The organism is Pseudomonas sp. FDAARGOS_761 (assembly GCF_013343155.1).
In the GTDB taxonomy this organism is placed as follows: domain Bacteria; phylum Pseudomonadota; class Gammaproteobacteria; order Pseudomonadales; family Pseudomonadaceae; genus Pseudomonas; species Pseudomonas aeruginosa.
The window spans coordinates 1,791,564-1,805,293 of the sequence record NZ_CP054572.1 but is presented as its reverse complement, the minus strand read 5'-3'; the positions used below and the strand labels follow the sequence as shown (position 1 = coordinate 1,805,293).

Here is a 13,730-nt window from a genome sequence, read left to right as displayed (position 1 = left end):
GCCGTCTCACGGCGGCGCACTTGCTGCGGTTGCCCAGCGTGGAGCCCGGGTTTTACCATGAAACCCGATCCTCTCCCCTCCGGAGCCGCCCTGATGGTCAAGCGCACCAGCCACAAGCAAGCCAGTTGTCCAGTCGCCCGCCCGCTGGACGTGATCGGCGACGGCTGGTCGATGCTCATCGTGCGCGATGCCTTCGAAGGACTGACGCGCTTCGGCGAATTCCAGAAGAGCCTCGGCCTGGCCAAGAACATCCTGGCGGCGCGCCTGCGCAACCTGGTGGAGCACGGCGTGATGGTGGCGGTCCCGGCCGAAAGCGGCAGTCACCAGGAATACCGCCTGACTGACAAGGGACGCGCGCTCTTCCCCCTGCTGGTGGCGATTCGGCAGTGGGGCGAGGACTATTTCTTCGCCCCGGACGAATCCCATGTCCGCCTGGTCGAGCGCGACAGCGGCCAGCCGGTGCCGCGCCTGCAGGTACGCGCCGGCGACGGCAGTCCGCTCGCCGCGGAAGATACCCGGGTCAGCAGGGACTGATCGAAGGACGAACAAGCTACCATCGGCATCCGCGCGTACGCCGCCAAAACGGCGGATAACCGCAGGCGGTTATTCGCCCTGCCGCACGCAGGCAACCCTTGCCCGGTAGAGCGAATGGCGCCCCCGCGTTATCCACGCGACACAAGAAAACCAGCGCTTTGCATGGCTCGCGCTCAGCGCACGTCGAAGGATTTCGACGCCAGCAGGCGATCGCCCTGGAACACCATCAACCGCCATTCGCCCTTCACCACTTCGTGCGGCTCGGTGAATTCGTAGGCCATGACATCGGTCGGCGCGCCCGGCACCAGCTTCTGCACCACTTCGAACTTGTCATGCCGCTGGCCATCCGGAGTGACCACGCCCGGGGTGAGGTAGAGCAGCGTCAAAGGCGTATCGCCTTCCTGCTTGCCGCTGAGTTGATAACGCATGCCGAACTTGGTGCCGAGCTTGGCCGGGACTTCGGTGGTCTGCTGGATGTTCTGCTCGCTACGGGTCAATACCCGTTCGCCGGGCTGGAAATCCTGGTAGCGGCTTTCGAACACGCCATATTCGATGGGGCCGTCGATACGCACCTCGGCCTGCGCCGCCACGGCGACGCCGGCGCCGAGCAGGAAGACGGAACGACTGATGCAAGAACGGATGAAGGACATGACTCACTCCTGGATGGGACTGGCGCGAGCCTATGACGCCGGCATGACAGACTGATGACGAATCCGGGTTATTCGCCTCGCGGATCGGCGGGCTGGCGCGGCAGCACCGCCAGGAAGTTGTCCCGCGCCACCTGGCGAGCGACCTGCTCGGGCAAGGCGTCGAGGAACGGATCGAAGCTCGCCATCAACTCGGGCAGGCTGTCGAACTGGCCGACCACATCGGAACCGAGCATGAAGCGTTGCGGAAACCGCTCGACCAGTGCCAGCCACTGCGGGTCGGGCTTGCCCTGCTCGTCCAGCAGGTACGGGCGCAACACCGACCAGGACAGGTCGATGTAGAGGTTCGGGTAACGCTGCAGCAGACGCCCAAGGGTCGGCAGGAGGAAGTCCAGTTTCTTCTGGTGGCGATGGATCTCCATGCTGGTCCCGGCATGGGCCCAGATGAACCGCACATGCGGGTGATTGCGCAGGGGCTCCTCGATTTCCGCCAGGTACAGCGGGTTACGTTCGCGCTTGGAAGTGACGTTGGCGTGCAGCAACACCGGCAGGTCGAATTCGGCGGCCAGGTGATAGACCCGCGCCAGCGCCTCATTGTTGGCCCTCGGCACGTCGCCGTAGGTCAGCGCGGTGAGGTCGTCGTGCCGGGTAAAGATCTCGCCGATGCCCTGCCAGAGTCCCGGGTCCAGCTCCAGCATGCGACGGATGTGCGCGTCGGCGTTCTTGTCGGTCGGGTTGAAACCGGTCAGGAACGGATGCACGCGCCGCCGCTGCTCGGCTGGCAGGGATTTCACCGCCGCCGCCACGATCACGTCGGTGGCGCTGTACCAATAGGCTCCGGCATCGTCGCCAGCGTAGTAGCGCGGCCGCTTCGGCTCGTCCTCGTGCCATTTCTTGGCGACCGCGACGCCGCTGAGCATCACATGGTCGACCCGGCCTTTGTCCATCGCCTCCAGCAGGCGCGGCATGCCTTCGCTTTCCTGGAAGAAATCCACGTAGTGCACGTGAGCGTCGCTGTAGCGATAATCCCTGGCATGGGTCAAGGATGTCACCAGGGACAGGGCGAACAATGTCGAAAACAGGGCACGCGTACGGGGGCCAGCCATGGCATTCCTCCTGATAGGCCTGAGTGAACATAGACCGCAGCCGCTCGGCCAGGGTTCGCCGCTCCGCTGGCTGGCCCTGCTGTTCGGCCTGCTGGCCTGGCATGCCGGGGCTGGCGAACGGCTGATCTATCCGCGCCATTCCGAAGGGCGCAACCCCGAACCCTACGTCGTCGAGCTGCTGCAACTGGCGCTGGCCAGGAGCGGCGGCGACTACCGCCTGGAGCCCAGCGCGCAGCCCATGCCGCAGTCCCGTGCGCAACTGCGCCTGGAGCAGGACGATCCGGGCCTGCAGGTGATGTGGGCGCAGTCCCGCGACGACCTGGAAGAGACCCTGCTGCCGATCCGCATTCCGATCTATCGCGGCCTGATCGGCTGGCGCATTCCTCTGGTCAGCGCCGCCAACAAGGACCTCCTGGCCTCGGTGCGGACCCTCGACGATCTCCGCCGCCTGCGCTTCGGCCAGCGCCAGGACTGGGCCGACACACCGATCCTGCGCGCCAACGGCCTGGAGGTGAAGACCAGCCAGAGCTACGAGAGCCTGTTCCGCATGCTCGATGCCGGCCGCTTCGAGGTCTTCCCCCGCGAGGTCGTAGTGATCGACGGAGAACTGGAGGACGCCTCCCGCGCCGGGCTGCACCTGGCGATCGACCAGCACCTGGCCCTGCACTACCCCGCGGCCTTCTATTTCTTCGTTTCGCGTCAACGCCCGGAACTGGCCGAGGCCATTCGCCAGGGCCTGGAGAAGGCGATTGCCGACGGTAGCTTCGAACGGCTGTTCGAGCGACATTTCAAGACGCGGCTGGAAAAGCTTGCCCTTCGGCAGCGGAGAATAATCGAGCTGAAAAACCCCTATCTTCCAGGAAAAACTCCTTTTCAGCGCGAGGCACTCTGGTACCGGCCGTGAGCTAGAATGAGGCCCTCACGCCACCACCGATGCCCAGCATGTCCCGTACCACCCCGTACCGCCTCGACGACCAGATCGGCTTCATCCTGCGCCAGGCCAACCAGCGCTATGCAGCGTTGTTCGCCAATGGCATCGGCAACGGCCTGACCCCCACCCAGTGGGCCGCCCTGGTCCGCCTCGGCGAGACCGGACCCTGCCCGCAGAACCAGCTCGGCCGGCTCACCGCCATGGACGCCGCGACCATCAAGGGCGTCGTCGAGCGCCTGGACAAACGGGGACTGATCCAGCGCAGCGCCGATCCGGACGACGGCCGGCGCCTGCTGGTCAGCCTCAGTCCTGCCGGACGCGCCGAACTCGAGGCCGGCCTGGCGGCCGCCCGCGAGATCAACCGGCAGGCCTTGGCTCCCCTCTCCCCGCAAGAACAGGAAACCCTGCGCGGGTTGCTCACTCGCCTGATCTGAGGCCATTGCGGTCTATCTTTTTTTCCGCGTTACGTCGTCCGGAGCTGCGCCTTTCGTCGTAGCGGCCTGCCATTGACAGTTCGCCGCAGGCATCCATAACATGTTTGTATACAAACAAATTCCCGCAGAGCCGCACGCTACCAGGCACGGCCGACGGGACATCCGCCTGATGAACAGCCATGCCCCCGGCATGGGGAGAAACCGCCATGAGCGATGCCCTTGCCCTGACCGTCAACGGTCAGTCCCTGCGCCTCGATGTCGCCCCCGATACCCCCCTGCTCTATGTCCTGCGCAACGACCCGCAACTGAACGGTCCCAAGTTCGGCTGCGGCCTCGGCGAGTGCGGGGCCTGCACCGTGCTGATGGATGGCGTCGCCACCCGCTCCTGCATCACCCCGGTGGAGGCCGCCGTGGGCCGCCGGGTAGTTACCCTCGAAGGACTCGGCGATGCCGCCCATCCGCATCCGCTGCAACAGGCCTTCATCGACGAACAGGCCGCCCAATGCGGCTACTGCATCAACGGCATGGTGATGACCGCCAAGGCGTTGCTGGATCGCAACCCGAACCCCAGCGACGGCGAGATCCGCCAGGAATTGGCCTACAACCTGTGTCGCTGCGGCACCCATGTGGAGATTCTCAAGGCCGTGCGGCGTGCCGCCGAGAGCCTGAAGGAGCGTCAGGAGGAGCACCCGGCATGAGCCTGGCCAATCCCTCGCGACGCGGCTTCCTCAAGGCCGGCGGCCTGCTGCTGGTCACCGTCAACCTGCCCGCCCCGCTGCTCGCCCTCGCCGAGCAGGGCGCCACCGACCTGCCGCTGGACCAGGTCGACTCGTTCATCGCCATCGCCGCGAACGGCAAGGTCACCGCCTTCTGCGGCCACGTCGACCTTGGTACCGGCATCCGCACGGCACTGGCGCAGATCGTCGCCGAAGAGTTGGACGTCGCGTTCGAGCAGGTCGAGATGATCCTCGGCGACACCCGTCGCACACCGGACCAGGGGCCGACCATCGCCAGCGCCAGCATCCAGGTCAGCGCCGTGCCGCTGCGCCAGGCCGCCGCCGAAGCCCGGCGCTTCCTCCTGCGCCAGGCCGGAAGCCATTTCCCGGTGCATCCGGACAGCCTGCGCAGCGAAAACGGCCAGGTCTTCGCCGCCGCCAATCCGCAGCGACGGATCGGCTACGGCGAGTTGCTGCGAGGCCAGCGCTTCAACCTGAACATCGACGGCAAGGCGCCGCTCAAGCCGCGCAGCGAGTACCGCCTGGTCGGCAAGCCGGTGCGTCGGGTGGACATCCCGGCGAAGCTGACCGGCCAACTGACCTATGTCCACGACATGCGCCTGCCCGGCATGCTGCATGGGCGAGTGGTACGCCCGCCCTATACCGGCGCGGATGTCAGCGCCCCGCTCGGCAGCGGCCTGCTGGCGGTGGACGAAAGCTCGGTCGCCGGGCTGCCGGGGCTGGTCAAGGTGGTCGTGATAGGCGACTTCGTCGGCGTGGTCTGCGAACGCGAGGAGCAGGCGATCCGCGCCGCGCGCCAGCTCAAGGTGCGCTGGAAGGACTGGCAGGGCCTGCCGCCGCTGGAACCCGACCGGCTCGAGGACACGCTTCGCCGGCATCCGAAGAAGCCACGCACGCTGCACGACTCGCCCGGTCTCGAGCAGCACCTCGCGGGCATCGCCCGGCCGCTGTCGGCCACCTATGTCTGGCCCTACCAGTTGCACGCCTCCATCGGCCCTTCCTGCGCCCTCGCCGAGGTCGATGCGCAGCGCGCTCGCGTCTGGTCCGGCACGCAGAACCCGCACGACCTGCGCAACGACCTGGCCAGGCTGCTGCAGCGCGAGACCGGGGACATCGAGGTGATCCGCATGGAAGCCGCCGGCTGCTACGGACGCAACGGCGCCGACGACGTCAGCGCCGACGCCGTGCTTCTGGCGCAGGCGGTGGGCCGGCCGGTGCGGGTACAACTGATGCGCGAACAGGAACATGGCTGGGAACCGAAAGGCACCGCGCAACTGATCGAGGTCCGCGGCGGTCTCGACGAGCAAGGCCGGGTGGCGGCCTACGACTTCGCCACCTGCTACCCCTCCAACGGTGCGCCGACCCTGGCCCTGCTCCTCACCGGGCGGATCCCGGCCACCCCGCAGGTGGCCGACATGGGCGACCGCACCGCGATCCCGCAATACCGCTACCCGCGGATGCGGGTGGTGGCCAACGACGCCGCCCCCATCGTCCGCGCGTCCTGGATGCGCGGCGTCTCGGCGCTGCCGAACGTGTTCGCCCATGAGTCCTACGCCGACGAACTGGCGCACCTGGCCGGCATCGACCCCATCGCCTTCCGCCGCCGCTACCTGGACGACCAGCGCGCCCTGGCGCTGATCGACGCCCTGGTCGCCCGCGCCGGCTGGCAGCCACGCACCTCCCCCAACCCAGAGGCGCGCCGGGACGGCGTGCTGAAGGGACGCGGCTTCGCCTATGCGCGCTACTTCCACAGCAAGTTTCCCGGTTTCGGCGCCGCCTGGGCCGCCTGGATCGTCGACGTCGAGGTGAACCCGGAGAACGGCGCGGTGCGCGTCGCCAAGGTCTGGGTCGCCCATGACTGCGGGCAGATGGTCAATCCCGATGGGGTCAGGCACCAGGTCCACGGCAACGTCATCCAGTCCACCAGCCGGGTACTCAAGGAGTTCGCCACCTTCGACCGCCGTGGCGTCACCAGCCTGGAATGGGGCGGCTACCCGATCCTCGGCTTCCCCGAACTGCCGGAGATCGACGTGCTGCTGCTCGACCGCCCCGAGCAGCCACCGATGGGCGCTGGCGAGTCAGCCTCGGTGCCCAGCGCCGCGGCCATCGCCAATGCGATCTTCGACGCTACCGGAGCGCGCCTGCGACAGGTGCCGTTCACTCCGGAACGCGTACTCGCGGCGCTGCGCAGCGCGCAGGCCTGATCCTTTTCCCCGGGGCGCCGCGGCGCCCCGCGCAGTGGATGACTGACAGATGAAGAAGGCAACACGCATCGGCCTCTGGGCCTCCGGCAGCCTCGTCGCGCTCGCCGCCATCGCCCTCGGCTACGCCTGGCAACCGGCCATCGCGCCACTGGAAGGCACACCCGGTCCCTTCAGCGCCGAGCAGATCGCCCGCGGCGAACGCCTCGCCGCCCTCGGCGACTGCGCGGTCTGCCACACTCGCGAAGACGGCCCGCGCAACGCCGGCGGACGGGCCTTGCCGACGCCGTTCGGGACGATCTACAGCAGCAACCTCACGCCGGATCGCGCGAGCGGCATCGGTGGCTGGTCCTACCCCGCCTTCGAGCGGGCCATGCGGCATGGCGTGGCCCGCGACGGCAGCTATCTGTATCCGGCGTTCCCTTACACCGCCTTCACCAGGACTCGCGACGAAGACCTGAAGGCCCTGTACGCCTACCTGATGAGCCAGCCGGCGGTGCACAGCGAAACGCCTGCCAACCAGTTGCCGTTCCCCTTCGACCAACGCCAGCTGATGGCCGGCTGGAACCTGCTGTTCCTGGAGCCCGGCGCCTACCGCGACGAGCCGACGCGCAACCAGCAATGGAACCGCGGCGCCTATCTCGCCGAAGGCCTCGGCCATTGCAGCGCCTGCCACTCGCCGCGCAACGCGCTCGGCGCGGAAAAGTCCGGCAGCGCGCACTTCGCCGGCGGCGAAGCGGAGGGCTGGACCGCGCCAGCCTTGAACGCCAGTTCGCCGGCGCCCATCGCCTGGAGCGAGGAGGCCCTCTACGCCTACCTCCGCCACGGCTATTCGGCCTACCACGGGGTCGCCAGCGGGCCGATGGCGCCAGTGGTCGGCGAAGGCCTGGCCAAGCAGTCGGACGAGGACCTGCGGGCCCTGGCCCATTACCTTGCGTCCTACGCCGCTGCCCCGGCCGGGGAAACCGATCAGCAACAGGCGCAACGCCTCGACCGGCAGGGCTACGGCCGCGTGCAACCGCCCAGCGGCAGCGGCGCGCGCCTGTTCGCCGGGGCCTGCCTGGCCTGCCATCATGACGGCGACGGGCCGCGCTTCTTCGGCGTGCGTCCATCCCTGGCGCTGAACAGCAATGTGCATGCGGACAGCCCGGACAACCTGCTGCGGATCATCCTCGACGGCATCCACAGCCCGGCCACCGGCGACCTCGGCTATATGCCCGGCTTCCGCCATAGCCTCGACGACCGGCAAGTCGCCGCCCTGGCCAACTACCTGCGCGAGCGTTTCGCCGGCAAGCCCGCCTGGCCGGACCTCGCGGCCAAGGCGGCAAGCCTGCGCCGACAGGCGGCGCCCTGAAGCATGCGGCTCAGTTGGGCAAGCGCAGGGAGCGGGCGAAGCAACCGGGGGTCTGGCCGAAATGACGCTGGAACAGGCTGATGAACGCCGAGGTGGAGTCGTAGCCAAGGTCGCTGGCCACCCGCGTCACGCTGGCGCCCTCCTCCAGCGCGGCGACCGCGTTGAGCAGACGCAGGCGCTGGCGCCACTCGCGAAACGACAACTGGGTCTGCTCGCGGAACAGCCGCGCCAGGGTCCGTCGGGAAGCCCCCACCAGTCCCGCCCAATCCGAGATGCCGCGCGGATCGGCGGGATCCGCCTGTAGCGCGTCGGTGATCCGGCGCAAGCGCGGGTCGCCAGGCAACGGCAGGTTCAGCGGCGCCTCGCGAAGGCGCCCGACCTCATCGGCGACCACCTGCATGAGACGCTCGGCCTCGCCACCCGGCGGATATTCACGGGGAAACTCCGCCGCCCGCAGCAACAGTTCGCGCAGCAGGCCGGACACCTCCAGTACCCGGCAACCGCCGGGCAGCGAACGATCCAGGTAGAGACTGCGGAACAGCACAGGGTTGCAAGCCTCCGCGGCGTGCCGGACGCCCGGCGGAATCCACAGCGCCCGCTGCGCCGGCACCAGATAGCTGTGCCGCTCGGTGCTGGCGCGCAAGGTGCCGCTGGCGGCGTACATCAGTTGGCCCCAGGGGTGGTCGTGCATCTCCACCCGGTGCCCGGCGGGCATCTCGAAGGCGCGCAGATACACCGCGCAGGGCAGGCTGCGGAATCGCGGCAGGTCGCGTTCTTGTCCCGTTTGCGGCATCGGTTGTCCCCATCCGTCGAGTGAGCGGTGCGTGGCCGATGGTAGCGTGTGGCTCCCCATAGACAAACCGGAGCCACGCCATGAGCAGTCATCGCCCGCAACATCGCCTGTCCGTTCCCGATATCCAGCGCCGCAAGGGTGCCGGCAGCCTAGTGGCGCTGACCGCCTACAGCACGCCCATGGCCCGCCTCCTCGATCCGCACGCCGACCTGCTGCTGGTCGGCGATTCGCTGGGCATGGTGCTCTATGGCATGCCCAGTACCCTGGGAGTGAGCCTGGAGATGATGGTCGCCCACACCCTGGCGGTGATGCGCGGCAGCCGGCGCGCCTGCGTGGTGGCCGACTTGCCGTTCGCCAGCTACCAGGAATCGCCCCGACAGGCGTTCCGCAACGCCGCACGCCTGCTGGCAGACAGCGGCGCCCAGGCGGTGAAGCTGGAAGGCGGTGAGGAAATGGAAGAAACCGTGGACTTCCTGGTACGCCGTGGCATACCGGTGCTCGCCCATATCGGCCTGATGCCGCAGCAGGTCAACGCCATGGGCGGCTTCAAGGCCCAGGGGCGTGACCCGGAAAGCGCCGAACGGGTACGCCGCGACGGCCTCGCCATGCAGCGCGGCGGCGCCTTCGCGGTGGTCATCGAAGGCGTAGGCGAGCCGCTGGCCCGTCGCCTTAGCGAAGAACTGGCGATCCCCTGCATCGGTATCGGCGCCTCGCCGGCCTGCGACGGCCAGGTACTGGTCAGCGAGGACCTGCTCGGGCTAAGCGGCGAACAGGTACCGCGCTTCGTCGAACGCTACGCGCGCCTCGACCGGGAAATCGACGAGGCGGCCCGGCGCTTCGCCGAGGACGTGCGTGAAAGGCGCTTCCCCAAGGCCAGGCATTGCTTCGCCATGCGCGAGTGAGCCGGCGGTCTCAGGCGAAGACTTCCGCCAGCAGGTCGTCCATCGCCTGGAAGGCACGCCGGGAGGTCCTGGCGTCATAGTGCATCTTGCCCGGCACCTTGGCGTTCGGATCGGTGAAGGAATGCACCGCGCCGCCGTAGCTGGTGAGCTGCCAGTCGACGCCGGCATCGGTCATCTCCCTGGCGAAGGCCGGCAACTGCTCGCGCGGCACCAGCGGATCGGAGGCGCCGTCGAGGACCAGTACCGCGCCCTTGATATTCCTGGCATGCGCCGGGTCCGGCGTATCCAGGGTGCCATGGAAGGACACGAAGGCCTTCAGCTCGGCGCCGTCGCGAGCCAGCTCCAGCGCGCAGCAACCGCCGAAGCAGAAACCGAAGGCGGCCTGGCGGGTCGTATCGACAGCCGCGAGCGCCTGTCCGCGCAAGGCCGCCAGCGCTGCCTGCATGCGCTTGCGCAGCAGGGCCCGGTCGTTCTTCAGCGGCATCATCGCCGCGCCCGCCTCGTCGCCGTTCTGCGGACGCACGTCCCTGCCGTAGAGGTCCGCCACCAGCACCACGTGCCCACGACCGGCGACCTGCCGGGCGATGTCCAGCGCGGCGGCGCTCACGCCCATCCAGTTCGGCGCCATCAGCAGGCCCGGGCGCGGCCCCGCGTAGCTGGCGTCGTACACCAGTTGACCTTCGTACGGCTGCCCATCGATGTCGTAGGCGACCGGCTCTACACGAATCTCACTCATGGGTACTGCTCCTGCGAGAGTTGGAAAAGACAAAGCCCGCCGAAGCGGGCTTTGTCGGGGCTACTGCTTAAGCGGACAGCTCCACCAGCAGCTTGTTCAGTCGGCGTACGTAGGCGCCCGGATCCTTGAGGCTGTCCCCCGCGGCCAGGGCGGCCTGGTCGAAGAGAATATGCGACAGCTCGCCAAAGCGGTCCTCGTCCGGCTCCGCATCCAGCTTCTCGATCAGCGGATGCTGCGGGTTGATCTCGAAGATCGGCTTCGAGTCCGGCACTTTCTGCCCACTGGCCTCGAGGATCTGGCGCATCTGCAGACCAAGGTCCTGTTCGCCGATGGCGAGGATCGCCGGCGAATCGGTCAGGCGGTGGGAGACGCGGACTTCGCTGACCTGCTCGTCGAGCACCTTCTTCAGGCGCTCGATCAGGCCTTCCTTGCTCTTGGCGACTTCTTCCTGGGCCTTCTTGTCCTCTTCCGAGTCCAGGCTGCCCAGGTCCAGGTCGCCGCGGGCGACATCGACGAACTGCTTGCCGTCGAACTCCGGCAGGTAGCTCATCAGCCACTCGTCGATGCGATCGGTGAGCAGCAGCACCTCGATGCCCTTCTTGCGGAAGACTTCCAGGTGCGGGCTGTTCTTCACCTGCGAGTAGCTCTCGCCGGTGAGGTAGTAGATCTTGTCCTGGCCTTCCTTCATCCGACCGATGTAGTCGGCCAGCGCTACGCTCTGCTCGCCCGAATCGTCGCCGGTGGAGGCGAAGCGCAGCAGGCCGGCGATCTTCTCCTTGTTGCCGAAGTCTTCCGCCGGGCCTTCCTTGAGGACCTGGCCGAAGTTCTTCCAGAAGGTCTTGTACTGCTCCGGCTCGTTCTTCGCCAGCTTCTCCAGCATGTCCAGCACGCGCTTGGTCAACGCCGACTTCATCGAGTCGATCACCGGATCCTTCTGCAGGATTTCCCGGGAGACGTTCAGCGACAGGTCGTTGGAGTCGACCACACCCTTGATGAAGCGCAGGTACAGCGGCAGGAACTCGTCGGCCTGGTCCATGATGAACACGCGCTGTACGTACAGCTTCAGGCCTCGCGGCGCTTCGCGATGGTACAGGTCGAACGGCGCGCGGCCCGGCACGTAGAGCAGCGAGGTGTATTCCAGCTTGCCTTCGACCTTGTTGTGGCTCCAGCTCAGCGGGTTCTCGAAGTCATGGGCGACGTGCTTGTAGAACTCCTGGTATTCCTCGTCCTTCACCTCGGCGCGCGGACGGGTCCACAGCGCGCTGGCGCGGTTGACCGTTTCCCATTCCGGCTCGGCGGGCTTGTCGGCCTCTTCGCCGTGGAATTCCTTGGGTAGCTCGATCGGCAAAGCGATGTGATCGGAGTATTTCTTGATCACGTTGCGCAGGCGCCAGCCATCGGCGAACTCCTCCTCGCCCTTTTTCAGGTGGAGGACGATGCGGGTGCCGCGCTCGGGCTTGTCGATGGTGGCGACGTCGAACTCGCCCTCGCCCTTCGACGACCAGTGCACGCCTTCGCTGGCCGGCTGGCCGGCGCGACGGGAGTAGACGTCGACCTTGTCGGCGACGATGAAGGCACTGTAGAAACCGACGCCGAACTGGCCGATCAGGTGCGAATCCTTCTTCTGGTCGCCAGACAAGTTCTTCAGGAAGTCGGCGGTCCCGGACTTGGCGATGGTGCCCAGGTGAGTCACCACATCCTCGCGGCTCATGCCGATGCCGTTGTCTTCCAGGGTGACGGTGTTGGCTTCCTTGTCGAAGCTGACGCGGATCTTCAGCTCGGCGCCGCCCTCGAGCAGCTCGGGATTGGCCAGGGCTTCGAAACGCAGCTTGTCGGCGGCGTCCGAGGCGTTGGAAATCAGTTCGCGGAGGAAGATTTCCTTGTTCGAATAGAGAGAATGAATCATCAGGTGAAGCAGTTGCTTCACTTCAGTCTGAAAGCCCAGTGTCTCTTTTTGGGTTTCCACGCTCATCGCTCCAAGCTCCATCAATGACATAAGCCGCGTACCACGGCGGATGTCCCCTAGGTGGGGCCTTCTTCCGGCTTTTCAAGCGCTTATGCGAAAAAACCGCGCACCGTCGTGCGACGACTAGCGTTCGAGCAGTTCGAGACGGGCGATCTCCGCCGGGCGCAACAGGTAGCTCGCCTCCCCCGCACCGGGCATTTCCCGGCGGATCACCAGGCGCCCCTCGCTGTCGAGGCCGGTGAAACGGCCCTCGGCGATACGCCCGCGTACCGTAGTGGCCTTGACCAGGCGCTGGCTGTAGCTCTGCGGTTCGACCTGGACCAGCTCCAGGTCGAGGGTGGCGTTGCCCGGCGCCGGCAGCGCCTGCGGCTCGGGCGGCGCCGCCGCGGCCACGGTCGCAGGCTCCGCCGGCAAGGCGGGGAACGCGTCGCCGCGCACCGTCCACTCCCGCCGGGCGTTCTTCTCCAACGTCAGCTCCAGCACCTGAGTCTGGCCGGCCACCAGGGCCTCGATACGCAGCGGCCGCGCATGGCTGGCCGCGCGCCAGGACGGCGCCCGCACGAGGCTGACGTCGCGGCTGGCGAAGCGTCGCTGCAGATAGTCGCGCAAGACCAGGGCCAGGGTATCGTCGGAGTCGTAGCCCAGGTCGACCTTGCCGTGCCGATAGCGCAGCCGGTCGGTATACAGCTCGACGTGGCCGCTGAGGGTGGTCCGGTAGTCGCTCGGCAGGCTCAGGTGGAACTCGCCCTCCAGGCGGTTCGGCGCCTTGGGCCGCAGGTCCAGGTGCAAGGTATAGCCACGCAGGAGACGACGCGCCTCGGGCAGGTCCTGCTCCGGTTGCAGCCAGCTCAGCTCGACTTCTGGCAACGCGCCGCCGTCCTCGGGCAGCACGTCCAGGCGCAGCGCCCCGAGCGGCTGTGCCGGAAGGCGGATCTGCAGCTCGCGCTGGGCGTAGAAATCGTGCCCCTGGCGCAGGCTCAGCACGCCGCCGATCAACTCGCCGCTCTGCGGCGCGAAAGGCTTGCCGTTGAACTCCCCGCTGAGCGCGATGGCCAGTTCCGCCGGCGGCCTGGCCTCCGGCTTCAGCCAGCGCAGGCTGAGGATCGCCTCCAGTCGCGCAGCGTCGTGACTGGCCAGCAGCGCCAGGCCGACCACCAGCGGGATGCAACCCAGCGCGGCCAGCCCGACGCCCTTGCGCGCCGTACGCCAGTGCACGCCGATATAGGCCAGTGCCACCGGCGGGAAAAGGCTGCCGTAACCCCACAGCAGACCGGTACCGAAGGCCAGGACGATGACCCAGATATAGCCGGCGACCATCAGCAGCAGGCCGCCCAGAATCAGCAAGGCATCCATCGCGATATCCTCAGCCCACTTTCCGCAGCGTACGGC

General features: G+C 67.5%; 13 protein-coding genes. 7 read left to right on the top strand and 6 right to left on the bottom strand.

The genetic code is table 11. The features are described 5' to 3' along the window. The first annotated feature begins 93 nt into the window (after positions 1 to 93). Positions 94 to 534 (top strand): helix-turn-helix domain-containing protein, encoded by a 441-nt coding sequence (locus FOC67_RS08585; RefSeq protein ID WP_003087468.1) that lies wholly within the window; start codon positions 94 to 96, stop codon positions 532 to 534. Between the two features lie 173 nt (positions 535 to 707). Here FOC67_RS08585 and FOC67_RS08580 read toward each other — a convergent pair whose 3' ends face one another. After that, the gene (locus FOC67_RS08580) at positions 708 to 1,184 is read right to left on the bottom strand and encodes a DUF3859 domain-containing protein (protein ID WP_003140147.1); all 477 of its coding nucleotides are present in this window, start codon (positions 1,182 to 1,184) and stop codon (positions 708 to 710) included. Positions 1,185 to 1,252: 68 nt separating this feature from the next. Continuing rightward, positions 1,253 to 2,287 carry an amidohydrolase family protein gene (locus FOC67_RS08575; RefSeq protein WP_003140148.1) on the bottom strand — a complete coding sequence of 345 codons (1,035 nt, stop codon included), beginning with the start codon at positions 2,285 to 2,287 and terminating at the stop codon, positions 1,253 to 1,255. On the opposite strand from FOC67_RS08575, the gene FOC67_RS08570 reads away from it, so the two are divergent. From FOC67_RS08570 to FOC67_RS08550, 5 genes are all read left to right on the top strand, one after another. Then, positions 2,286 to 3,191 (top strand): ABC transporter substrate-binding protein, encoded by a 906-nt coding sequence (locus tag FOC67_RS08570; RefSeq protein ID WP_009314715.1) that lies wholly within the window; start codon positions 2,286 to 2,288, stop codon positions 3,189 to 3,191. The genes FOC67_RS08575 and FOC67_RS08570 overlap by 2 nt on opposite strands. A gap of 38 nt (positions 3,192 to 3,229) precedes the next feature. After that, a complete protein-coding gene (locus FOC67_RS08565) occupies positions 3,230 to 3,652 on the top strand; it encodes a MarR family winged helix-turn-helix transcriptional regulator (protein ID WP_009314716.1) in 423 nt (140 codons plus the stop codon). Positions 3,653 to 3,858: 206 nt separating this feature from the next. Next, a complete protein-coding gene (locus tag FOC67_RS08560; RefSeq protein WP_009314717.1) occupies positions 3,859 to 4,350 on the top strand; it encodes a (2Fe-2S)-binding protein in 492 nt (163 codons plus the stop codon). Further along, positions 4,347 to 6,593, top strand: a complete 2,247-nt coding sequence (locus tag FOC67_RS08555) for a xanthine dehydrogenase family protein molybdopterin-binding subunit (protein ID WP_009314718.1) — start codon at positions 4,347 to 4,349, stop codon at positions 6,591 to 6,593. Before FOC67_RS08560 ends, FOC67_RS08555 begins: the two co-directional genes overlap by 4 nt. Before the next feature lie 49 nt (positions 6,594 to 6,642). Next, positions 6,643 to 7,944: a cytochrome c gene (locus tag FOC67_RS08550; RefSeq protein WP_049243674.1), complete on the top strand. Its 1,302-nt coding sequence runs from the start codon at positions 6,643 to 6,645 to the stop codon at positions 7,942 to 7,944. 10 nt (positions 7,945 to 7,954) lie between these two features. Here the strand turns inward: FOC67_RS08550 and FOC67_RS08545 are convergent, their stop codons facing one another. After that, positions 7,955 to 8,737, bottom strand: coding sequence for a helix-turn-helix transcriptional regulator (locus tag FOC67_RS08545; protein ID WP_003097919.1), 783 nt, complete (start codon positions 8,735 to 8,737; stop codon positions 7,955 to 7,957). A gap of 80 nt (positions 8,738 to 8,817) precedes the next feature. Between FOC67_RS08545 and panB the strand changes: the two genes are divergently transcribed. Beyond that, entirely contained in the window at positions 8,818 to 9,639 is an 822-nt protein-coding gene (gene panB, locus FOC67_RS08540) for a 3-methyl-2-oxobutanoate hydroxymethyltransferase (protein ID WP_009314721.1), read from the top strand. Positions 9,640 to 9,649: 10 nt separating this feature from the next. On the opposite strand, the gene FOC67_RS08535 is transcribed toward panB, so the two are convergent. The 3 genes from FOC67_RS08535 to FOC67_RS08525 form a co-directional block, all read right to left on the bottom strand. Further along, complete coding sequence (locus FOC67_RS08535; protein WP_009314722.1) at positions 9,650 to 10,375, bottom strand: dienelactone hydrolase family protein; 726 nt, start codon at positions 10,373 to 10,375, stop codon at positions 9,650 to 9,652. Between the two features lie 67 nt (positions 10,376 to 10,442). Beyond that, entirely contained in the window at positions 10,443 to 12,347 is a 1,905-nt protein-coding gene (gene htpG / locus FOC67_RS08530) for a molecular chaperone HtpG (RefSeq protein WP_003087446.1), read from the bottom strand. A gap of 117 nt (positions 12,348 to 12,464) precedes the next feature. Continuing rightward, on the bottom strand, positions 12,465 to 13,694 hold the full coding sequence (locus FOC67_RS08525; protein ID WP_009314723.1) for an MFS transporter: 1,230 nt from the start codon (positions 13,692 to 13,694) through the stop codon (positions 12,465 to 12,467). Between the last annotated feature and the right edge of the window lie 36 nt (positions 13,695 to 13,730).